Origin of the sequence: Sorangium sp. So ce1036, assembly GCF_051369805.1 — a bacterium.
Taxonomy (GTDB): domain Bacteria; phylum Myxococcota_A; class Polyangia; order Polyangiales; family Polyangiaceae; genus Sorangium; species Sorangium cellulosum_F.
On record NZ_JBBMOX010000001.1, the window covers coordinates 7,038,000 to 7,060,873 of the forward strand.

General features: G+C 72.2%; 14 protein-coding genes. 8 read left to right on the forward strand and 6 right to left on the reverse strand.

The window, feature by feature from the left end; translation table 11 throughout:
- Positions 1–3: 3 nt before the first annotated feature.
- Together WMF31_RS26340 and glgX are read right to left on the reverse strand one after the other, a co-directional pair.
- Complete coding sequence (locus tag WMF31_RS26340) at positions 4–2,859, reverse strand: trypsin-like serine protease (RefSeq protein WP_436604582.1); 2,856 nt, start codon at positions 2,857–2,859, stop codon at positions 4–6.
- A 624-nt stretch (positions 2,860–3,483) separates the two neighbouring features.
- On the reverse strand, positions 3,484–5,820 hold the full coding sequence (gene glgX, locus WMF31_RS26345) for a glycogen debranching protein GlgX (protein ID WP_436604583.1): 2,337 nt from the start codon (positions 5,818–5,820) through the stop codon (positions 3,484–3,486).
- A 323-nt stretch (positions 5,821–6,143) separates the two neighbouring features.
- Here glgX and WMF31_RS26350 point away from each other — a divergent pair, with 323 nt between their 5' ends.
- The 4 genes from WMF31_RS26350 (at position 6,144) to WMF31_RS26365 (ending at position 10,213) form a co-directional block, all read left to right on the forward strand.
- Positions 6,144–7,790: a 4-alpha-glucanotransferase gene (locus WMF31_RS26350; protein ID WP_436604584.1), complete on the forward strand. Its 1,647-nt coding sequence runs from the start codon at positions 6,144–6,146 to the stop codon at positions 7,788–7,790.
- 166 nt (positions 7,791–7,956) lie between these two features.
- The gene (locus tag WMF31_RS26355) at positions 7,957–8,274 is read left to right on the forward strand and encodes an ArsR/SmtB family transcription factor (protein WP_436606603.1); all 318 of its coding nucleotides are present in this window, start codon (positions 7,957–7,959) and stop codon (positions 8,272–8,274) included.
- Positions 8,267–8,698 (forward strand): SRPBCC family protein, encoded by a 432-nt coding sequence (locus WMF31_RS26360; RefSeq protein ID WP_129346901.1) that lies wholly within the window; start codon positions 8,267–8,269, stop codon positions 8,696–8,698. The genes WMF31_RS26355 and WMF31_RS26360 overlap by 8 nt, the downstream gene beginning before the upstream one ends.
- 204 nt (positions 8,699–8,902) lie before the next feature.
- On the forward strand, positions 8,903–10,213 hold the full coding sequence (locus WMF31_RS26365) for an ammonium transporter (protein WP_436604585.1): 1,311 nt from the start codon (positions 8,903–8,905) through the stop codon (positions 10,211–10,213).
- Positions 10,214–10,298: 85 nt separating this feature from the next.
- Here WMF31_RS26365 and WMF31_RS26370 read toward each other — a convergent pair whose 3' ends face one another.
- On the reverse strand, positions 10,299–14,204 hold the full coding sequence (locus WMF31_RS26370; RefSeq protein ID WP_436604586.1) for a protein kinase domain-containing protein: 3,906 nt from the start codon (positions 14,202–14,204) through the stop codon (positions 10,299–10,301).
- A gap of 546 nt (positions 14,205–14,750) precedes the next feature.
- On the opposite strand from WMF31_RS26370, the gene WMF31_RS26375 reads away from it, so the two are divergent.
- The 4 genes from WMF31_RS26375 (at position 14,751) to WMF31_RS26390 (ending at position 19,786) form a co-directional block, all read left to right on the forward strand.
- The gene (locus WMF31_RS26375; protein WP_436604587.1) at positions 14,751–15,836 is read left to right on the forward strand and encodes a hypothetical protein; all 1,086 of its coding nucleotides are present in this window, start codon (positions 14,751–14,753) and stop codon (positions 15,834–15,836) included.
- Positions 15,833–16,438, forward strand: coding sequence for an RNA polymerase sigma factor (locus WMF31_RS26380; RefSeq protein ID WP_436604588.1), 606 nt, complete (start codon positions 15,833–15,835; stop codon positions 16,436–16,438). Before WMF31_RS26375 ends, WMF31_RS26380 begins: the two co-directional genes overlap by 4 nt.
- Positions 16,435–17,235 carry a hypothetical protein gene (locus WMF31_RS26385; protein ID WP_436604589.1) on the forward strand — a complete coding sequence of 267 codons (801 nt, stop codon included), beginning with the start codon at positions 16,435–16,437 and terminating at the stop codon, positions 17,233–17,235. The genes WMF31_RS26380 and WMF31_RS26385 overlap by 4 nt, the downstream gene beginning before the upstream one ends.
- A 514-nt stretch (positions 17,236–17,749) precedes the next feature.
- Positions 17,750–19,786 carry a hypothetical protein gene (locus tag WMF31_RS26390; protein ID WP_436604590.1) on the forward strand — a complete coding sequence of 679 codons (2,037 nt, stop codon included), beginning with the start codon at positions 17,750–17,752 and terminating at the stop codon, positions 19,784–19,786.
- A gap of 41 nt (positions 19,787–19,827) precedes the next feature.
- Here the strand turns inward: WMF31_RS26390 and WMF31_RS26395 are convergent, their stop codons facing one another.
- From WMF31_RS26395 to WMF31_RS26405, 3 genes are all read right to left on the reverse strand, one after another.
- Positions 19,828–20,808, reverse strand: a complete 981-nt coding sequence (locus WMF31_RS26395) for a mechanosensitive ion channel family protein (RefSeq protein ID WP_436604591.1) — start codon at positions 20,806–20,808, stop codon at positions 19,828–19,830.
- A 209-nt stretch (positions 20,809–21,017) separates the two neighbouring features.
- Positions 21,018–21,662 (reverse strand): YceI family protein, encoded by a 645-nt coding sequence (locus WMF31_RS26400; RefSeq protein ID WP_436604592.1) that lies wholly within the window; start codon positions 21,660–21,662, stop codon positions 21,018–21,020.
- Between the two features lie 101 nt (positions 21,663–21,763).
- On the reverse strand, positions 21,764–22,675 hold the full coding sequence (locus tag WMF31_RS26405) for a hypothetical protein (protein WP_436604593.1): 912 nt from the start codon (positions 22,673–22,675) through the stop codon (positions 21,764–21,766).
- Positions 22,676–22,874: the final 199 nt, after the last annotated feature.

Consider the following 22,874-nt stretch of genomic DNA (forward strand, 5'->3'; position numbering starts at 1 on the left):
GGCTCAGTAGATCGTGGGCGCCTTGTTGCTCTGGGGCGTGCTGAGCTGGCCGAGCGACACCTCGGCCATGGAGATGCTGTCATCCGAGCCCCTGCGGGTCACGGACATGATCTCCGTACCCACGATCGGGGCCTCGGAGAGGTGGTGCTGCCCCTCCAGGAGCCCGGTGAACGCGAGCGCGCCCGTCGCGTCGACGGTGAACCGGGCGAACACCTCGATCGGGTCCGCGCTCTGCGTCGCGGGCGAGGTCGCGGCGAGGATCAGGTCGCCCGCCTCCCCCGGGACCAGCCAGTACGCCGAGAAATCGTTCCACCACGCAGGGAGCTCGGCGAGCGTCTCGACCTGCTGACCCGGCTGCCACCGCCGCAGCCGGATGACGTTGTTCCGCTTGTCGAGCAGGTAAACGAGCTGGTCTTCCATGCGGAAGGTCGCGCTGAGCACGGCCCCGGGCCGAGCGGTCCCTGGGATCTCGATCTCCGACCAGAGCTCCGAGTCCACGTCGAGCATCCAGGCCGAAGCGTTCGGCTGCGACCCGGGCTGGCCGTCCGTGGTCCCGCCGATGACGACGAGCCGGCGGTTGGTCGCCGAGAGCACGAGCCCCTCGTTCCCTTGCAGCACGGGCTCGTTCAGCAGCATCGAGCGGAGCTGGGCGATGCCCGCGGTACGAACGACGAACGGCGCCCGGTCGAGCTCGGCGCTGAGCACCTGCGCCGCGAGCTGGCCGCTGCTCGCGCCGTCGAGCGCGACGGCCCTCAGGACCGTCTCGCCGGGGATCTGCGTCTGCGCGAGCCGCCGGACCGGCTCGGCGGCGGCGACGTACTTGAGGGTCCCGGCGGCGACGTCGGCATAGAAATCCACCGTGTCGAGGTCGAGATCGGGCACGACCTTCAACCCGTCCGGCGAGGAGCGCAAGATCCGGGGAGAGGGATCGTAGGGCTCGTAGATAACCAAGATGTCAGAGAAGCCCAAGGGGCACTCGGGGCAGAAATACTTCGTTTTCACGTCGATGGCCTCGATGTAGGGCAGCGGCTCGTTTTTCGCGACGACGAAGGCATCGCCCGAGAAGAAGTAATTGCCGTACGTGGCGGCCTGGACCGTGTCGTACCCGGCCCCGGGGTTGAAGCTGTTCACGTGGCTGAACAGCACCCCCTTGACCTCGCGGCGACGGGTGGTTGCCTCCACGTAGCTAGGCCCGAGATCGAGGAAGTCCCAGTCGACAAACCGCTTCGTGTACCCCGGGTTCCTGTCGAACGGCACCGAGAACACTCTGCCGAGATCCTTTCCGTGCGACCACCCCCCGTCCGCCGCGGTGGAGATCGGGAGCCACTTGGGGCTCGTGCCGAAGTCCGCCGACGTTCGTATGCATTCGGTCCTCGTGTCGTGCTCACAGGCATACCGCCCCTGCTGCGAGTTGGTGTCGAAATATTCGCAGTCGCACCACCTGAGCGCGACTTGCCCGGTCGTGTTGACGGCGCCGACGGACCCGAGCACCGGCCTCAAGTTGATCCGGTTGTATGCGTTCCAGCTGCAGCCCAACGCCTGGGAGCAGCCAGGCTCGCCGAACGGCGGGGCGGGGAGCTCGGCCGAGGGCAGCGTGCCGCCGCTGTCGAGATCCGCCACCGGGCAAGGCACGGGATCACACGCGTTCGGGCGGAACGTGTCCCTGTAGAGCTGCAGATCGGCCGCGAGGGTCGGCGAGTCCGCGTGGATGAGCGGCGGCCAGGACTGGTCCGGATACCCGACGGCGAGCTCCGCCTCGAAATTGCAGTTCGTCCCCGGCCAGTTCCCCTGATCGGCCACTCCGGGGCACAGGTCGCACGCGGCGCCGAGGCCGTCGCCGTCGGCGTCGTCGTTGGGATCGGTCGCCTGCTCCGGGTTGGCGATCGTCGGGCAGTTGTCGCACACGTCGATGATGTCGTCGCCGTCCGTGTCCGTCTCGTCACAGTTGCCGAAGCTGTCGCACCGGTGGATGAACGCCGGGCACTCACCGTCGTAGTTGCCCTTCGCGTCGATGATCTTGTTGCCGGCAGCGGTCGTCACGCCGAGCAGGAAGCTCCGCGCCTGGGGGCTGTCGAGCGCGGCGAAGACGTTCTCCAGGGAGTACGTCCCCGGGAGGAACAAGCTCCCCAGCGTCTTGCCGCTGACCGCGCCGCACAGCCTGCCCTCCTCGTCGAAGAGAGGTCCGCCGGAGTCTCCGCCGTAGCTCCCCTCGTACTCGTCGCAGATCCAGGGCCAGTTGACCAGCGTCCATGTCGACTCGTCGGAGAGGATGTCGCCGTAGTCCTCCACCGAACGGTCGTACTCCAGCGGGTCACGGCTGTATCTGCGCCTCGAAGGGACATCGGAGCAGATGAGCAGGTCGTCCGCGCTGCTCCCGAACCCGACGATGGTGCCGTCGAAGCTCCAGCCGCACGCGCGCTCTTCCGGCAGGCGGGCGGGCCTGGCCAGCGAGCGCGGGACCCGCGTGTCCAGGCGAAACACGGCGATGTCGCGCGACCGATAGTCGTCGTCGAGCGGATCCGGCGGCTCGGTGGTCGGGACGAAGACCGGGCCCGACACGGCCATGGTGTGCGCGAAAGAGGGCTGGGAGCTGAAGGGGTTCGTGCCGAGCTCGACGACGAAGTTCTGGTTCTTGGGGTTCCCGTTGTCATCGATGAAGCAGTGCTGCGCCGACACCACCCACCACGGCGAGATCAGCGTTCCAGTGCAGAAGGGCCCGCTCGAGCCCATCGCGGTCAGGCTCACGACGTAAGGATACCGGTTGCCGGTGTCCTCGATGCCCTGTCCGACGGCGTGCGCTGGGCTGCTGAAGGAGGCGCCGATCGCCGCGAGCGCGCCGGCGACTGACAGTTTTCTCAAGCTCGATCTCATTGACTTCGATGTTCCCTTCTCGGCAGCGGGGAGCTCGCGCGGTGCCCCCAGGAGACCAGGCTTCCCCGGCAGATCCCGCGAGGCGAGTGGAGCTCGCCATGATGGGCTCGGGCGGCCCCTCGCCGGGGGTCGCCACCACGACGCCGGACAGCGACCGTCTGAGCTCCCGGTGTGAGCGCCGGTAATCCGCTTCCTGAGCCGACCTCAGCAAGCGCCGTACCGGACGTTGCTCCCGGCGGCTCCCTCGCGCCCTGGCGCCCGTGACCGCGCCCCGGCGGCCGTGCGCGAGGCGCGGCGCCCCGCGGAGGCCAGGAATATCGGCCGAGGAGGGTGGTTTCTACGCCGCGCAGAGGGCCGGGGTCGCAGCCCGCGCCTCGGGGGTGAGCGCGGCGCGCATCACGCCTTGTCGTGACATGTCACGATGGATGTCACGCCGCGAACGTGACATGTCACGCCGCGAGCGTGACATGTCACGGCGGATTTCACGCTCTGTTCGTGACGGGTCACGGCACAGGCCGGCGCCCCCCGGGCGCTCGCGGCTCACCGAGATCGCCTCACGGCGATCTCGCCCGCCCCCCGGATCCGGGGTGTCCTCGAGGCGCCGCGCGGTTCCTACACCCGCGCCTTCACCCGCTTCACCTTCTTCGCCCCCTTGCGCTCCAGGAGCCGCAGCACGGCCAGCGACCGATCGATGAGCAGGTAGCGCTCCCCCCCTGCCCTCGCCGGCAGCGTGCGCGCCGGCTCCGCGGCCGTGCGGGTGTCGATGAGCACCTCCCACCGCTCGCCGAACTCGATCGCGGGCAGCACGAACTCGAGCGGCGCCGGGTTCGCGTTGATGAGGACGAGCAGCGTGTCGCCCGCGATCGGCTCGCCGCGCGGGCCGAGCGACCAGAGCGCGTCGCCCCCGAGCAAGAAGCCGATCGCCCGCGCGTTCGGGTGCGTCCAGTCCTCGGGCGTCATCTCGGCGCCGTCGGGCCGGAACCACACGATGTCCTTGAGCCCGCTGCCGTGCACGTAGCCGCCCGAGAAGAACGTCCGCCGCCGCAGCACGGGCTGGCTGCGCCGGAGCGCGACCAGGCGGCAGGCGAACTCGAAGAGCTGGCTCCGCCGCTCGTCGAGGTCCCAGTCGTGCCAGGAGAGCTCGTTGTCCTGGCAATACGCGTTGTTGTTGCCGAGCTGCGTCCGGCCGATCTCGTCGCCGCCGGAGATCATCGGCACGCCCTGCGAGAGCAGCAGCGTCGCCAGGAGGTTGCGCTTCTGCCGCTCGCGCAGCTCGATGACCGCCGGGTCGGCGGTGGGCCCCTCGACGCCGTGGTTGTAGCTGTGGTTGTTGTTCGTGCCGTCCCGGTTGCCCTCGCCGTTCGCCTCGTTGTGCTTCTCGTTGTACGAGACGAGATCGTGCAGCGTGAAGCCGTCGTGCGCCGTCACGAAGTTGATGCTCGCGTACGGGCGGCGCCCGCTCGATCCGTAGAGATCGCTCGACCCGGTGAGCCGGTAGCCGAGATCGGCCGCGTGCAGATCGCCCTTCCAGAAGCGGCGGACCGAGTCGCGGTAACGATCGTTCCACTCCGTCCAGAGCACGGGGAAGTTGCCGACCTGATAGCCGCCGTCGCCCACGTCCCACGGCTCCGCGATGAGCTTCGTGCGCGAGAGGATCGGATCCTGGTGGATGATGTCGAAGAACGAGCTCAGGCGATCGACGTCGTGCTGCCCGCGGGCCAGGGCCGACGCGAGGTCGAACCGGAAGCCGTCGACGTGCATCTCGGTCACCCAGTACCGGAGGCTGTCCATCACGAGCTTCAGCGTCTGGTAATGGCGCGTGTTGACGGTGTTCCCGCAGCCCGTGTAGTCCATGTAGTAACGCGGGTTGTGCGCGACGAGGCGGTAATAGGCCCAGTTGTCGATGCCCTTCAGGGACAGCGTCGGGCCGAGGTGGTTGCCCTCCGCGGTGTGGTTGTAGACGACGTCGAGGATCACCTCGAGGCCGGCGGCGTGGAGCGCCTTCACCATCGCCTTGAACTCGTTCACCTGCTCGCCGAGCCGCCCGGTCGCGGCGTAGCGGCCCGCGGGCGCGAAGTACGAGAGCGTGTTGTAGCCCCAGTAGTTCACGAGCCCGCGCTCCCAGATCTCGCGCTCGCTCGCCATCTCGTGCACGGGGAGCAGCTCGATCGCCGTGACGCCGAGCCGCTTGAAGTGGGCGATCGCCGCCTCCGAGGCGAGGCCGGCGTACGTGCCGCGCAGGTGCGCGGGGACGCCGGGGTGCCGCTGGGTGAACCCCTTGACGTGCACCTCGTAGAGGACCGTGTCCTGCCAGGGCGTCCGCGGCGGCCGGTCGCCGTCCCACGCGAAGCGGTGGTCGACGACCACGGACTTCGGCGCGCCCCAGGCGCTGTCGCGGTGGCAGATCACGTGGTCGTCGAGCAAGGCCGGGGCGACGGCGTGCTCGTGCGCGCACGCCTCCGCGGCCCGGCGCTCGGCCGCGGCCCTGCCGCCCGGCCCCGCCTCGCCCCGCGCGCTCGCCGCGCCGTCCCGCTCCGGTCCGCGGGGGGACGACCGGCCGGGAGGCCCCTCGTCGCGCTCGGGGTGCCCGCCGCGGTCGTACGCGAACAGCGGCGCCTTCCAGTTCGGCTCGTTGGCGACCGCGTACGCGTACGGATCGACGAGGAGCTTCGCCGGGTTGTGGCGCATCCCGGAGCGCGGGTCGTACGGCCCGTGCACCCGGTAGCCGTAGAGCTGGCCGGGCTTGAGCCCGGGCACGTACCCGTGGAAGACGTGCGCCGTGCGCTCGGGGAGCTCGATGCGCACGCGCTCGACGACGTCGTCGACGGCCTCGAAGAGGCAGAGCTCGACCTTCGTGGCGGACTGGGAGAAGAGCGTGAAGTTCACCCCCTCGCCGTCATGAACGGCGCCGAGGGGGGCTGGCGTGCCGGGCCATATGCGTCGGGTCATCGGAAGATCCGCGTATTCGCGAAATCAGCGCCGCTGTCGAGGCACAAGCGCACCCCGCGCGAATTTTCGCCGCCGGGACGGTGAGCCGGGCCCCCGTCCTGCCCGATCGGGCGAAGCCCGGTCGCGGGTCGGGCTCCGCCTGCGCGACGCCTGGCGCCGCGCGGAGCCCGCGACGAGGCGGCGCGCGGACGAGGCGGCGCGGGGTCGCGGCGCTGCGCGGTCGCGGCGGCGCGGGGTCGCGGCGCCGCGGAAGGATCATCGCGAAGCCGCGCGACCCGCGATAGACTCCGCCCTCGAACGCCTGGAGCCAAGCCAAGAGACCGATGTCTTCCTCCCCTGCCGAAAGCCAGTCCCAGGGCTCGATCACGAGCCCGTCCTCTCCCTCCGGCGCGCGCCGTCGCATCTCCGGCGTGACGGTGCCGCTGTTCTCGCTGCGCAGCGAGCGCTCGTGGGGCATCGGCGAGATCGGCGATCTCCCCGAGTTCGCCGCGTGGATGCGGACCGCGGGGCTCCGCCTCGTGCAGCTCCTGCCGCTCGGCGAGATCTCGGGCGGCGAGACGTCGCCGTACATGGCGCTCTCCGCCTTCGGGATCGATCCGATGTACATCTCGATCTCGGCCGTGCCGGAGCTCCCGGCGGAGCAGCTCGCCGAGGCGCTCGGCGACGAGCTCGGGACGCTGGAGCGCGCGCGGAGGAGCGGGCGCGTCGAGTACGATCTCGTCCGCCGCGTGAAGCAGCGGGCGCTCCGCTTCGCCTTCGACCGGTTCGAGCGGGAGCACCACGCGAAGCAGACGCCGCGCGCGGCCGAGCTCGCGGCGTTCGTGGCGCGGCAGGCCGACTGGCTGCCCGACTACGCGCAGTACCGCGCGTTCAAGGACGGGTTCGGCGGCGCCGCGTGGTGGGCGTGGCCCGAGGAGATCCGGCACCGCGCCCCGGAGGCGCTCCAAAGGCTGCGGCGCGAGCGCGCGCGGGACGTCCTGTATTACGAGTACGTGCAGTGGCTCGCGCACGCGCAGTGGGAGGCGGCGCGCGCGGATCTGCGGGGCAAGGGGATCGAGATCATGGGCGATCTCCCGTTCATGGTGGCGCGCGACAGCGCCGACGTCTGGGCGCACCAGGGCGAGTTCCGGCACGACATGTCGGTGGGCGCGCCGCCCGACCAGTTCAACACGGAGGGGCAGAACTGGGGGCTCCCGCCGTACTACTGGGACCGGATGCGGGAGAACGACTTTGCGTGGCTGCGGCGGCGCTGCCGCTACACGGGCCTGCTCTACGACCGGTTCCGGATCGATCACCTGGTCGGCTTCTACCGGACGTACATGTTCACGGAGCGCGGGGGCCAGGGGGGCGAGCGGCCGCGGGCGATGTTCGATCCGCCGGAGGAGGCGGCGCAGCGCGAGCACGGCCCGCGCGTGATGCGGGCGATGCTCGAGGGGGCGGCGGAGACGGGGGCGCAGCTCGTGGCCGAGGATCTCGGCGCGGTGCCGCCGTGGGTGCGGGCGTCGCTCACGGAGCTCGGGGTGCCGGGCTACAAGGTGCTGATCTGGGAGAAGGACGACGTGGTGTTCCGTGATCCGGCGGAGTACCCGGAGCGGTCGGTCGCGTGCTTCGGGACGCACGACACCGACTCGGTGGTGGTGTGGTGGGAGTCGCGGGACGAGCGGGAGCGCTCCGGGGTCCTCGACCTGCCCGAGCTCGCGCCGCGGCGGCACGAGCTCGGGCCGACGTTCACGAGGGAGACGCACCGGGCGCTGCTCGATCTCATCCACGGGGCGAAGAGCGAGCTCGTGCTGCTGCTCCTCCAGGACGTGCTCGCGACCCGCGACCGGGTCAACACGCCGGGGACGGTGGGGCCGGAGAACTGGACGCTCCGGCTGACCGCGACGCCGGCGGAGCTCGACCGGGAGCCGGAGGTGCGGGCGGCGCTGGATCGCGTGCGGGAGAGCGTGCTGGCGAGCGGGCGCGGTTAAGGGCGTCGTCGCGGGTGGGTGGGCTCGGGCTGCACGAAGAGAAGGTCGTGCCGAGTCGCCCTCCCTCTCCTCGGACCTGACGCCGTGCGTGGAGGAGGGTCGAGCCCGATCGCTGCCTTGACATGCAACCATATGGTTGCATAATGCGGACGTGAGCGCCGGCTCGATGGACAAGGTCTTCAAGGCGCTCGCCGACCGGAGCCGCAGGAAGCTGCTCGATCGGCTCCACGCGGAGAACGGTCAGACCCTCGGACAGCTCTGCGAGGGGCTGGACATGACGCGCCAGGCGGTGAGCAAGCACCTGGCCGTGCTCGAGGACGCGAACCTCGTCGTCGTCGTCTGGCAGGGCCGGGAGAAGCTCCACTACCTGAACCCGGCGCCGATCGGCGAGATCTACGAGCGATGGATCGGCAAGTACGAGCGCCACCGCGTGCGGGCGCTCGAGGCGCTGAAGCGCACGCTGGAGGGAAACAGCGATGAGTAAGCCCGAGTTCGTTTACGTGATGTACATCGCCTCGACGCCGGAGAAGGTGTGGGAGGCGCTGACCAGCGGAGAGTTCACCCGGCAGTACTGGGGTGGCAGGACCATCGAGTCGGACTGGAAGCCCGGCTCGGTCGTGCGGCACATCCAGGAGAACGGCGAGAGCGACTGGCAAGGCGAGATCCTCGAGGTCGACCCGCCGAAGCGCCTCGCCTACACCTTCGGCGTGAACCGGAGCGAGCGCCCGTCGCGCGTCACGTTCGAGCTCGCCCTCTTCGGCCCGCACGTGAAGCTCACCCTCACCCACGACGAGTTCGACGAGGGCAGCAAGGTGTTCCCGGCCATCAGCAACGGGTGGCCCGCCATCCTGTCGGGCATGAAGAGCCTCCTCGAGACCGGCAAAGCCCTCTACCCCGAGTGGCGGTGACCGCGCGCGCGACGGCATGTCGCCGGACGAAAATAACCGTCGACCCGCTGAAACCGCCGGCCCGCCCCGCGCGCCGGCGGCCGCGGCGCCCGCGCGCTGACTCGCCGCGTCGCGACGGCATGTTTCGTGCGCCCGTGAAGTAAATACCGACGAAACATTCCGGAAAAGTTCCTCCTCTTACCTTCGCCGTCGAGGAGGCCACCAGTGAACGAAATCAACGCCTCGGACACCACCTGGCTCCTGGTCTCATCGGCCTTGGTCCTGCTGATGACGCCAGCGCTCGCCCTGTTCTACGGGGGGATGGTCCGAACGAAGAACACGCTCAGCACGTTCATGCACAGCTTTTTCGCCATGGGGCTCGTGACCCTGGCGTGGGTGACGCTCGGCTATTCGATGGCGTTCGCCGAGTCCAGGGGCGGGTTCATCGGCGGCCTCGATCACGCCTTCCTGAACGGCGTCGGCACCGACCCCCGCAGCGGGACCACGGTGCCTCACATCCTGTTCATGGCGTTCCAGATGATGTTCGCGATCATCACGCCGGCGCTCATCTCGGGCGCCTACGCGGAGCGCATCAAGTTCTCGTCGTATGTCGTGTTCACGCTGCTCTGGTCGCTCGCGGTCTACAGCCCGGTCTGTCACTGGGTGTGGGGGCCGGGCGGCTGGCTCGGCGCGCGCGGCGCGCTCGACTTCGCCGGCGGCACCGTCGTGCACCTCGCCTCGGGCGCGAGCGCGCTGGTCGTGGCGATCCTGGTCGGCAAGCGCAAGGGGTACCCGGCGCGCAAGATCGTGCCGCACAACCTCACCATGACCCTGCTCGGCGCGGGCCTCCTGTGGTTCGGCTGGTTCGGCTTCAACGCGGGCTCGGCGCTGGCCGCGAACGGGCTCGCGGCCGTGGCGTTCGTGAACACGCACATCGCGGCCGCGCTCGGCGCGCTCGCCTGGGCGCTCATCGAGGCGGTGCGCTACGGCAAGCCGTCGCTCCTCGGCGTGGCGTCGGGGCTCGTCGCGGGCCTGGTCGCCATCACGCCGGCCGCGGGCTTCGTGGGGCCGATGGGGGCGATGGTCATCGGGCTCGCGGCGGGCGCGGTGTGCTACGGCGCCGTGATGCTGAAGGGCAAGCTCGGTTACGACGACAGCCTGGACGCGTTCGGCATCCACGGCGTGGGCGGGCTCCTCGGCGCGCTGCTCACCGGCGTGTTCGCCTCGAAGGTGTGGAACCCCGCCGGCCAGGACGGCCTGCTCGCGGGCAACACGGCGCTGTTCGTCGAGCAGGTGATCGCGGCCGTGGCGGCGGCGGCTTACGCGGGGGTGGTCACCTTCGTGCTCGTGAAGGGGATCGGCGCGGTCATCGGGTTCCGGGTCGACGAGGAGGTCGAGGACGAGGGGCTCGACGGCGCGCTCCACGGCGAGGAGGCGTACTCGCTCGGCGAGGGCGGCGCGCACGCCGCCGTGCAGGCGCCCACGCCGTCCAGCGTCCCGGCGCCGGCCCCGGTGCTCGCGCGCGAGGGCGCCTGATCCAGCGCCGCGGAAGCGCGCACGCGAAGGCCGCCGGCGGGAGCTGGCGGCCTTCGGCGCTTTCACGGGCCTCACGCCGCCCGGCTCAGCCCGCGGCGCGCAGCCACCGCCGCGAGAGCTCGAGCACCCGCGCGTTCTCGGGGACGTCGCCGAGGAAGCGCTCGCGGAGCGCCGGGGCGAGCCGCTCGGCCCGCGCGAGCAGCCTGTCGCGCTCGCCCCGGAGGACCGCGGCCGCGGCCCTCCGATCGCCGGCCGCGTCGAGCGCCTCGGCGTGGACGAGGCGCGCGAAGGTGCTCTTGTAGCCCGGCGCGCTCCACCCCGCGCGGACCGACGCGACCTCCTCCGCCGTGGCGAGCGCCTCGCCCGCGCGGCCCGCGGCGAGCAGGATCGACGCGAGCAGCGCCTTCGCCCCCATCTGCTCCACCGGCAGGAACGCGAGCAGATCGACCGCGGCCCGCGCCTCGCGCTCCGCGGCCAGCGCGTCCCCCTCGCGCAAGAGCGCGCTCGCGAGCGCCCAGCGCGCGCAGCCCTGCTGCAGCGGGTTGCGCCGCCTCCGGCCCGACTCCAGCATCCTCGCCGCCTCCGCGCGCGCCGCGTCCAGCGCCCCGCGGTCGAGCTGCGCCTCGATGAGCAGGAACGTCCGGAGCCACGACACCGGCCCGAGCTCCTCCCCCGCGGGCACCGTGCCGCGCAGCTCGCGCTCGGCCCGGCGGAGATCGCCGAGCGACCGGGCGTTCATCCCGATCGCCACCTGCGAGATGACCGCGCCGCGCCAGAAGCCCGCCTGCTGGAAGCTCGCGCGCGCCGCCTCGGCCGCGCGCAGCCCCGCCCACGGGTCGCCGTCCTTCCACGCCTCGTAGAACGCGCGCGCCACCTGCATCCACCCCCGCGCCACCGGCTCTCGCTCCGCCACCGGCTCCACGACCTGGCCGATCCGCTGGATCAGCGCCTCGCCGAGCGCGAGCTCGCCCATCTGGTGGACGTAGTAGCTCCCCGCCGCGAGCGCGAACGCCGCCGAGCCGACCGCCTCCGTCGCCAGCTCGACCGCCTGCATGGCGCGCACCGTCGCGGTGAGCTCCTCGGGCCTGCCGAGGTGGATGTCCACCGTGATCTTCGCCGGCACCATCCTCACCCAGGGGATGCTCCCCGGCGTCAGCAGGCGCGAGGCCTCCTCGAGGTAGAGCGAGGCGCAGTCCCACTCGTTGCGCCACGCGTGGGCCTCCGAGAGCACGCCGAGCAGGCTCAGGCGGACCGCGTCCGGGACGCCGCACTCGAGGCCCCGCCGGGCGCGCGCGAGCGCCGCGTCGTGATCGCTCCCCCGCAGCGCCTGCTCGGCGGCGCTCAGGTAGAAGCTGCCGGCGCGCGCCAGGTCCTTCCCTCGCTCGTAGTGCTCCGCCAGCATCGTGGGGTCGCCCTCGCCGTTCTGCTCCAGGAACGCCGCGGCGAGCCGGTGCCCGAGCACGCGATCGGTCTCCGTGAGCATCTCGTACGCCCCCTCGCGCAGGAGCGCGTGCCGGAACATGAACTCCTCGTCGCCGGGGAACCGGCTCTCCTTGCGGCGGACGATCACCTCCCGGTCGACCAGCGTCGAGAGGACGTCCGGCGCGCCGGCCCACGGCGGCGCGCTGCCGAGCAGCGCCGTGACGCCGCCGCGCCAGAAGACGTCGCCGAACACGCTCGCCGCGCGCAGCACCTTGCGCGCCTCGCCGTCGAGCGCGGCGAGCCGCGCCTGGACCATCGCCAGCACCGTCTCCGGCAGGACGTCCCCCTTCCCCTCGGCCACGGCGCGGATCAGCTCCTCGAGATAGAACGCGTGCCCGTCGGCGTGCGCCACGAGGCGCGCCACCGTGGCCGCGTCCACGCCCTCGCCGAGCGCGTGGCGGACCAGCCGCTCGCACGCCTTCCGCGGCAGCCCGGTCAGGTGGATCACGTGCAGCGCGCGGCCCGTCCAGAGCCCCGGGAACAGATCGTGGACCTCCGGCCGCGCCAGCCCGAGCACCATGAGCGGCTGCTCCCTGAGCGCGCCCAGCGCCGCGTCCACGAAGCGCACGGTCGGCAGATCGCCCCAGTGCAGGTCCTCGAGCACGAGCACCACGGGGTGGGCCGACGTCTCGGCGACGAGGAAGTCCTCCCACGCCCGGAGCATCTGCTTGCCCATGGTCTCGACGTCCTCGCGGGCCGCGCGCAGGAGCGCGCTCTCGTCGCCGGAGAACTGGGCGCCGGCGATCTCCCCGAGGAACATGGCGACGCGCTCCCGGTCCGGGCCCGGGACGTGCCGCGCGATCCGCGCGAGCAGCTTCTGCTTCCGCGTCGCCCTCGCCTCGCCGTCCTGGATGCCGCACGCGCTCCGGATCGCCTGGCCGAGCATCCCGAACGCGGAGCCCACCCGCAGCGAGTCGCCGGAGCTCGTCCACACCTCGACCGGCCCGTCGTGCTCGCCGAGCGCGCGCGTGAACTCGCGCGCGATCCTGGACTTGCCGATGCCCGCGGGCGCCGTCACGAGCACGGCGCGGGCGACCGGCATCTCGACGCACTCGGCGAAGATCGTCCTCAGCGTGAGCAGCTCGCGGTCCCGCCCGACGCACGCGATCGCCTTCCCGAGCAGCGTCTGCGCGCTCTCCGGGAGGTGGCGCTCGCCGTGGAGCGCGCGCCGCTCGCCCTCGCCCGACACGTCGAACCGCGCGCCGAGCAGCCGCGCCGTCACGTCGTCGATCGCGATCGGCGGCGGGCGCGCGCCGGGGGGCCGCCCGGCGGTCCGCCCCGCCGCGCACGCGCCGAGCAGCCGCGCGGCCCGGTCGATCGCCTCCCCCATCGGCAGCGGCCCCATCACGTGCGCGCGGCCCGTCGAGAGCGCCATGGGCCGGCCCGGGACGAGCTCCCGGAGCGCCAGCGCGCAGCGCGCCGCGTCCGCCGCCTGGTCGGTCGCGCCGCGGCTCGCGACGATGGCGATCACCGCGGAGCCGTCGGCGAGCGCCTCCATGTGCCCGCCGTGGGCCAGCACGACGTCCCTGAGCTGCGCCTCCACGCCCGCCGGCAGGGTCAGCTCGAGCGCCGCGGTCTCGACCTCGGACAGGGGCGCTTTCCCCACGAGCAGCACGGAGAGCAGCCGCTGCTCGCCGGAGGTCAGCGCCTCGATCCGCGCCGGCTCGGCCCTCCGCGCGAGCGCGCCGCCGCGGGCGCGCAGCGCGTTCAGGATGACGGTGACGGTCGCGCCGTCGCCGAGGCGCTCCTCCGGCTCCTTCGCGAGCATCAGGTGGACGATCGCGTCGAGCTCGGGCGGGACGTCGGGGCGGAGCGAGCGCACCGCCGGGACCTCCCCGAAGAGGATCTTCGCGAGGATGGCGGGGAGGTTCTCGCCGGCGAACGCGGGCGCGCCCGCGAGGCACTCGAAGAGCACGCAGCCGAGGGAGAACACGTCGGCGCGCGGCGTGAGGGCGCCGTGGCCGACGCGCGCCTGCTCCGGCGCCATGTAGGCGGGCGTCCCGAGGGCGACCCCGGTCAGGGTCATGGGGGTCGCGTCGAGCCGCCGCGCGATCCCGAAATCGAGGATCTTCACCTGGTCAATCTTCCCGTCGACGAGGAACAGGTTGCCCGGCTTGAGATCGCGGTGAACGACGCCGTGGGCGTGGGCCACGGCGAGCGCCTCGGCGGCGCTCGCGCCGAGCGCCAGCGTCTCTTCGATGGTGAGCCGGCCGCGCTGGAGGCGCCGCGAGAGGTCCTCGCCTTCGAGCCACTCCATGGCGAGATACGACCTGCCCGAGGGCGTCCTGCCGTGCGCCACGTACCGCACGATACCGGGGTGCGAGAGCTCCGACAGGAGCTGCGCTTCCCGCTCGAACCGCGTCTCCAGCCCGTGTCCCCCCAGCACCACCTTGAGGGCGACCGTGTCGCCGGTGACCCGATCCTGCGCCCGGAACACCTCCCCCATCCCGCCCGAGCCAGCGAGTTCCAGGAGCACGAATCTCCCCCCGACGACGTCCCCCGCGTGCATGGATCGAGTATTGCCCGTCGGCCAATGCGCTGTCCAGCTCACATTCAAGCGCAGGAGACATGCCCTCTTCACCGTCACTCGGCGCCACGCGCGGTGGATGAGCGGTGGAGAGCGCGCGCGGCGCGAACATCAACTCGTTATGTCCGGATCAGCCTGTCTCCGAGGCTGGCCCCGCGCCGAGCGATGTTTGCGCCGCGGAGAGTGGACATCGCGCGCCCGCGGCGCGCCGCCCGAGCGGCGCCTCGTCGAACGCAGCGCGCGCCCGCGGTCGACGCGCGGCGCGCCCCCCGTGGTCGCCGAGACCGGACGGAGCTCGAGGCGCGCGCGGCGCGGGACTCGTCATCGCCGGCGCGCATCCCACGCGCCCGGCGCCGCGTCGCCGCTCCGTTGAACGGGTGTGACTTTGCGCGCTGGACGGCTATACACCGTCCTCGCATTGGAAACGGATCCAACGATTCTCCCCTCATGGCGCCCCGCTTCCCACGAACTCGCCCTATCGCCCACAACGAGCCCCGGCCCGCGCTCCGCGGGCGAGCGGGAGCGCTGGTGAGCGCGCCGGCGGCGCGCGCGCTCGGCGCGGGCCTCTGCGCGAGCGTCGCGCTCGCGCCCGCCGCGGCGCGCGCGGCGTGCGACGGCGGGGCCGCGGACGTGTCGTGGGTGCGCCTGGAGGGCGCCGAGGCGCAGTGTCCCGCGGCCGCGCAGGTCCGCGCCGAGGTCTCGCGGCGGCTGCGGCGGGAGCTCGGCGCGACGGGCGAGGGCCCCTCCATCGAGGCCGTGGTGCAGGGGCGGCCCGGCGCGTGGTCGGCCCAGATCCGGACCGAGGGCTGCGACGGCGCCCCGCCCGCCGTCCGCAAGCTCACCGACAGCGCCATGACGTGCGAGCCGATCGCCGCCGCGGCGACGCTGCTCATCGCCCTCGCGATCGATCCCGAGGCCGACCTCTCCGAGCCCCCTCCGGCGCCGGCCGCCGACCCGGAACCCCCACCCCGGCCTGCGCCTGCGCCTGCGCCTGCGCCTGCGCCGGCGGCCATCTCCCGGCCCGCGGAGCCGCCGTTCCCGTGGCCCGCGGAGCCCCCGCCCCGGCCGTCGCCGGCCGAACCCCCTCCGCCCCCCTCGCTCTCGGTCGCCTGGCGCGGGCTCGCCGCCCTCGGCCTCCTCCCCGCGCCCGCGCCCGGCGCTGCCCTGTCGGCCGAGTGGTCGTTCCTGCCACGCTGGACGCTGTCCACGGGCGCGCTGTGGCTGCCGGAGCTGCGCGCGGACGACCCGACGTTCGCCTTCGGCATCACGGCGGGCTGGCTCGGCGCGTGCGTCGAGGCGATCCGCAGCCGCGCGGTGGCGCTCGGCGTGTGCGGCCGGCTCGTCGCCGGGAGCATCCATGCCGTGATCTTCGAGGATCTCGACGAGCCCAGGGTCGTCCCCACGACCCCGGGCGCGCGGCCGTGGCTCAGCGCCGCGGCGGGCCCGCGCCTCGCCGTCCGCGTCGTCGGGCCGCTCCGGGTCGAGGCCGGGGTCGACCTGCTCGTCCCCGCGACGCGGTACAGCTTCCGCGTCCAGGGCGACCTCCCGGCGGCCTTCGAGCAGCCGGCCGTCGCGGGCACGGTCTTCGGGGGCCTCGGCGTCACCTTTCGATGAAGGATCCCCCGGACACCGGCATTCACCCCTCCGTGGAGCAATGCTTGCAACCGGAGGTGCTGGGCCACGTCAGGCGACCGCCCAGCGACCTCACCGCTTTACACGCCGAGCACGGCGGCTTCGTCTGGGCGACCTTGCAACGGTTCGGCATCCGGCACCCGGACCTCGAGGACGCGTTCCAGGACGTCTTCATCGTCGTCCAGCGGCGGCTCCCCGCGTTCGACTGGGCCTGCCCGATCACGACCTGGCTCTTCGCCATCTGCCGGCGCGTCGCCGCCGCGCACCGCCGGCGCGCGTACGCGCGGCGCGAGCGGCTCGGCGAGGTGGTGGACGACGTGCCGGACTCCGCGAAGGGCCCCGAGGAGCTCACCTCCCACAGCCAGGCGAGGGTGCAGCTCGAGGAGATCCTCGAGGCGATGGATCTCGACCGGCGGGCCGTGTTCGTGATGTTCGAGATCGAGGAGATGCCGTGCAGCGAGATCGCGAGCCTGGTCGGCGTCCCCGTGGGCACCGTCTACTCGCGGCTGCACGCCGCGCGGAAAGAGTTTGCCGCGCTGCTCCGGAGGACCGAAGCTGAGCGTACGCGTCGAGGGGGAACATGAGCCGCGATCCGATGCGATGGAACCAGGACGGCGGGGGCGCCCCGGAGGGGGCCCGTGAGCTCCTCCGCGCCGCCGCGCGCCCCCGGCCGATGACCCCGGCCGAGCTCGCGCGCACGGCGGCCCGGGTGGCGCCGCTCCAGGCGTCCGCGGGCGCCGGGGCCGCGCTGCCGGTGTGGGCCAAGGGGCTCCTCCTCGTGACCGGCATCGGGCTCGGCGGGCTCGCGCTCCACGGCGCCCTCGACGGGGCCCGGAGCGCCGCCGTCCCGGCGGCGTCGCCGCCGATGCTCGCGCACCTGCCGCTGGAGGGCCTGCTCGCCAGGGGGCGCGGCGGCGCGCCGCCCGCGGAGCCTGCACCGGCTGCCCCTCCGCCCACGGAGCCTGCGCCGGCTGCCCCTCCGCCCGCCGCGCCGGCGCCCGAGGCCGAGGCGCCGCGCGCGGCCGCGCCCGCCCCGCGCCGGGAGGCGGCGCGCGCCGCCCGGCCGGCCGCGCCCGCGGCGCCGCCGGGGACCACCGCGGCGCCAAGCGGCGATGAGCTGCTCCGGGAGGCCCGGCGCCTGGAGCAGGCCCGGGCGGCGCTCGCCGACTCCCCGGAGGCGTCCCTCTCGACGCTGGACGCGCACCGGAGCGAGTTCCCGAACGGCCAGCTCGCGGAGGAGCGGGAGCTCATCGCGATCCAGGCGCTCATGCGCCTCGGGCGCGCCGACGAGGCGCGCGCGCGCGCCGAGGCGTTCCTCCAGCGCTTCCCCTCGACCGCCTACACCGAGCGCGTGCGCCGGCTCACCTCCGTCGCACCATAAAAAAACGACACGGGCGCTCACGATTGCATGAAGGGCCGGCGGGCTCGTCGGCATCCAGGGGGGTAGCCGCGCGGCGCGGAGCAAGGCGCGGCCGGATCGTCAACGCGATGAATCGATGAGGGCGCGCCGCGGCAGCATCGAGGGCGGCGAAGCACGCCCCGAGGTCGTGCGCGCGCTCGCTCCGGCGCATCGACGTCGGCTCGCACGACTGCGGGAAGTTGCCCCGGATCAGCAGAAGAACCGCCATGACGCCAACGACGCCAAGAAGAGAGGGGAAGGGTTGTCCCTCCATGGTCCCCTTCTACTTCCCTGGTTTCTTGGCGCCCTTGGCGTCATGGCGGTCCGCCTCTCGGCCCGGTTTCCCGCAGCAGCGCCAGGCGCTCTTCCGTGCTCGCCTCGATCCGGCCGCTCCTTCATCCGCGTGCGCGCGCCGTCCCGCGCGGCTCCGCGCGTCTTCGTGATCACAGGTCCTGGAGGTTTCATGGTCTCTCAGCATTCGAGTTCTGGCATTCCGGTGCGCTCATGGTCTGGCCCCGCCGGGGCGTGGCGGCGGGCGCGGCACGCCGCGCTGCTCGCGCTCGCCGCCCTGCCCGTCGCCTGCTCGGAGCCCGGGCCGGGGGGCGCCGAGCGGGTCGCCCTCGTGGACGGCGATACCGCCTCGGCCGCCCAGGCGCTCGGCTTGCCGTTCTCGATCGATGAGCGGAAGTCGCTCATCGTCACCGACGTCGACATCGTGTCCGAGTTCAAGCTGGAGGACGTGCTCCAGCAGCTCATCGATCAGTCGGGCGTCACGGGCCTCTCGCCCACCACGCTGTTCCAGCGGTTCATGGACACCCACCGGACCGGCGCGGACGGGGTCTTCGGCGACGTCCCGCACTGCGACGATGTCGCGGCCAGCACCGCCGATATCCACCCCCCGGGCTCCTCGAACCCGGCCGAGCAGCCCACCGGCTCGACGAACGGGTGGCCGATCCTCTGCCCGCGCGCCGTGGGGAGCGAGTCCGCGAGCGATCCGTTCGCCGATCCGAACGCCGACAACGCGTACATGGCCACGACGCTGTCGAACCGCTTCGACCTCGCCCCGCCGGACGGCTCCAATTGCGGGGAGTACCGGATCGTCTTCGCGAGGCGGGGCGGCCACCCGCAGGCGAACGGCTTGCAGCGGAACCTCATCATCTTCGAGGCGCGGCTGCCCAACCCGAGCCCCGGCCTCGGCCGGGCGGCGTGCCTCCCGGTCGTCGAGTTCTGGCTGAACCAGTCGGATCCCGCGAAGAGCGCGGCGACGCGGGCGAGCGAGCTCCTCGCCTTCTACTTCGACGGCCTGCCCGGGTTCGAGCCGGTCGTCCACATCGACCATTACGGCCACGCCCCGGGCCCCGATCAGGGCCAGATCCGGACCAACGAGTTCCTGAACGGCCAGACGCCGCCGCTCGCCTGGTCGCTCCGGGAGTTCAGGCTCACGCACGGCACCAGCGGCAATCCCGCGCTGGACATCGTCCCCTCCTTCGTCAAGGACAACCCGGCCGCGAGGCTCTTCTCGCCCGCCGCGTCGAGCGATCCGCGGGTCACGAGCTTCCAGAGCGCCGTCTTTCCGGACGTGGTGGAGAGGCTCGCCGCGGCCGAGGACATCAACCGCTTCGCCTACCCGCAGGCCCTGCCCGACGCGATCAACGCGGGCGAGAGCCTGATGATCCCCCTCCAGAACAACTACCTGAACGCGCTCGGCACCGGGCCGTCGACCCTGAGGACCAACATCGAGAGCAAGCTGACCGCCATGGGCAGCGATCTGTCCGGCACCGCCGGCAACCTGTCCGTGGACCAGGTCGTCGCGCGCGCGCAGACCCTCGCCTGCTCGGGGTGCCACGAGCCCCAGGACCGTGAGGGCGGCATCGACGACGCCTTCGACGTCGGCCTGAGCGATCCGTTCCCGACCACGCTGGTCTTCACCCACACCTCCGAGGAGAAGGAGCCGATCGACGCGAACGACCCGAACAGCGGGGAGCGCTTCAAGATCTCGCCGGCCCTCATCAATGTGTTCCTCCCGTTCCGCAAGACGGTGATGGCGGAGTACCTCCTCAACGACCCGATCCTCGGGTTCGAGACGCCGGGCGCGTGGACCTCGCCGCAGGCGCAGCTCGCGGTCCACACGGGCCGGGTGGTGGAGGGCATCTCGTCGCTGGAGGTCCGGACCCCGACCGCGTTCAACGCGATCGTCGGCCCGAGCTTCAGCACCGCGGGCCTCACGCCGGTGGGCGACAAGATCGCGCTCGATCTCTTCGTGTCGAAGGCCCAGCCGAACCCGAGCTGGATCGGCACCATCGAGGTCTTGATCTCGATCCCGTCCGCCGGCATCGACAACCAGTGGGTCGGCAACCACGTGCTCAACGGCCACACCCCGGGCACGTTCGCCACCATCACGTTCCCGCAGCTCCCGGCGGCCACCGTGAGCGCGCTCGACGCGTCGCCGAGCGACGTGAAGCTGCAGTTCAACCTCAACGTGACCCCGGGCTCGGGTCCTTACTACATGGACAACATCCGGTTCGTGAACTGACCCGCCACGGGGAACCGAGCGCGGGCGCGGGCGGGGCGGCGTCAGGCCTGGACGCCGGCCTCGTCCATCCGGGCGCCGTTGGCGCGGTCCGACACGCCGCTCGACGCCCGGACGTTGACCTTGACCGGCGGGCTCGCCTCTCCCCAGGAGAGCCGCCGGTGCGGGGACGGCATCTCGACGCCGTGCGCGTCGAACGCCTTCTTGAGGCGCCGGCGGTACTCCCGGCCTATCTGCCACTGCTCGGCGGGCTGCGTCTTGATGCGCGCGCGGACGATCACCGCGCGGTCATCGAACGACTCGACGCCGAGGACCTCCGGCGGCTCGAAGATATTCGCCTTGTAGCGCCTGTCCTCCTGGAGCTCGTGCGCCACCTCGCGCATGACGCGCATGACCTTGTCGACGTCCTCCCTGGTCGCGACCCCCACGTCGAACACCATCGCGGACCACTCCCTGGTCGTGTTCGCGAGCGAATCGATCTTCCCGTTCTGGAAGATGTGGACCACCCCGGACTCGTCGCGCAGCGTCAGCGTGCGGAGGCCGATGTGCTCCACGAGGCCGCCGGTGCCGTTGACGATCACCACGTCCCCGACCCGGACGTGGCACTCGAGGAGGAGGAAGAAGCCGGAGATGACGTCGCGGACGAGCTCCTGCGCCCCGAGGCCGACGGTCAGGCCGGCGACCCCCACGGCGACGAGGAGCGGCGCGACGTCGACGCCGATCTGACCGAGGATGAGCAGCGACACCGTGATGCCGATGACCACCCTCCCGCTCGTCCGGAAGAGGTGGAGCAGCGCCTCCGAGTGCTTCTCGATCTCGCGCACCGTCTTCGCGTCACCGCAGCGGGCTCGCCGCATCAACGACACTTCCATGCGCCGGCACAGGAAACGGAGCGCCTTGAGCAGCACGAGCGCGAGGACCAGGATCAGCAGCACGGCTGGCAAGGCGTGAATGGCCCACTCGGCCGTGCGCCGGGGGACCTCCTGCCAGGACGTGGAGTTGAGCCATGAGTCGATCTGCGGCATGGGCGGTTGCACCTCCTCCGGGAGGCGTCCGCAACCGATATGCCAGCGGGCGCCGGGACGGCAGGGCTCGGCCGCGAGCACGAGAGGTGGGCGTCAGGCGGGTCATGCGCGCGCAGGTGCGACACGATGTCGCACCTGGGTCGAATTGTCCCGGAGGTGGCGCGCCTCACGCGAGGCGCGTCACGTGCGTGGCGGCCCCGAGCCGGCCCTCAGCTCTTCTTGCGCGGCGCGCGGATATCGAGCTTGATGAGCACGTCGTCGCGGATGAGGTCGTCCGTCTTGCCCGGGTAGTTGATGCCGAAGTCCTTGCGGTTGATCGAGAATTCGCTCTTGGCGGTCACCGCGTCGGCGGCCGCGTTCACCGTCGCGGGGAACGAGATCGTCTTCTTGACGCCGTGCAACTCGAGCGTGCCCTCGATGGTGTGGGTCGCCCCGCTGGCGCCGCCGGGCTTGATCGAGGTCGACACGAAGGTCGCCTTCGGGAACTTCTCGGTGTCGAAGAAGTCGGCCGTCTTGAGGTGACCGGTCAGCTTGTCGTCATCCGTCTTGAGCGACGTCATGTCGATCGTGACGTCAATCTTGCTCGCTTCGAGCTTGTCCGCCGAAAACGCGATCTTGCCCGTGAAGCTCGGGAACGAGCCCTCGTGCTTGCCCGTCACCTTCGACCCGACGAACTCGATCTTCGACGCCTGCGCATCGATGGCCAGCTCCTCGGCGGCGGCGGCCGCGGGCGCCTCGGCCTGGGGCGCCGGCTTCGTCGCCTCGGTGACCGTGGCCTTCGCCTTGTCCTTGGTCGGGTCCTCGCACGCGACCGCCCCGAGAAGGATGGCCGTCAGCCCTACCGCTCGAATCATCTCACGCATCGCTCCGGTCTCCTTGTGAGGGCGAACCTTTAGCGAAGCGGCGAGCGCAGGGCAAGCAATACGTCCAGGACCAGACTGGTGACAACCATCCATCATGGTGCGCCGGCCGCACCGCCTGTGCCCGCTTCGCCCCCCGCGCCCGCGTCGCCGCCGGCGCCCGCCTCGCCGCCCGTGCCCGGCGCGGCGTCTCCCAGGGGGATCCTGCCCTCGATGCAGTAGGGGCCGTACGCCGTCTCCGTGCACTCCGAGCCTGCGGGGCACTCCACGTCGCTCCCGGGGCACGGCTTCGCGGGGATGCAGAATCCGTGGTCCGTCACCGGCGTGGACTTGCACCACAGAAACGGGTTCTGACAATCGTCATGCTGCTGGCACGCGATCGCGCACGCCCCGACGTCGCCTACCCCGCTCGACGAGAAGCTGATGATGCAGATCCCCTGCTCGATACCTCCGCAGTCCGACGTCGAGAAGAGCTCGCCGCCGAGCACGCACCGGCTCGTGCACTGAGAGTTCCCCTCCGTGTCCCGCAGGCACACGCCCGCGCACTCCTCCCCGGTCCCCGGGCACGGGGCGCCTGCGGGGAGCCCCGCGCTCGGCGTGTCCACGCAGACGCCGAGGAGGGGATCGCACCGGCGCCCGGGGCACTGCGCGTCCGAGCCGCACACCGGGACGCAGGCGCCGCGGCTCGCGTCTCCGCTCGACGGCAAGCACCCGAGATCCTCGCGACCGTGGCACTTGTCCGGATCGAGCTCGTCGTCGATGTGCGTGAGGCGCGGCTCGGCGGGCGTGCATCCGAGCAAGCACACGCCGCCGTCCTCCGCGTCCTTGCACGTGTTCCCAGGCCCGCAGTCGGCGTCCGAACGGCACGCCTTGGTGCAATAGCCGCCCGCCGGCCCCCCGCGAAAATGAGGATCGTCGTCGTCCGCCGCGGCGCACCGGCCGCCAGGACCGCAATCGGCGTCGCTCGCGCAGCCCAGCGCGAGCCAGCTCCCGTCGTCCGGCGACACGGAGGTTCCGCCGAGAGAGGACGATGAGGTCGCCACCGCTACGCTCGGGGCGACACCGCTGCCCGGACCGGCGCCGCCGCTGCCCGGACCGGCGCCGCCGCTGCCCGGACCGGCGCCGCCCGGCGCGTCGCTCGAGCACGCGAGGGTCGAGGCGGCGCAAAGCCCTGCTCCGAGCAGAGCAGCGGAGAGCGCGCGGCGC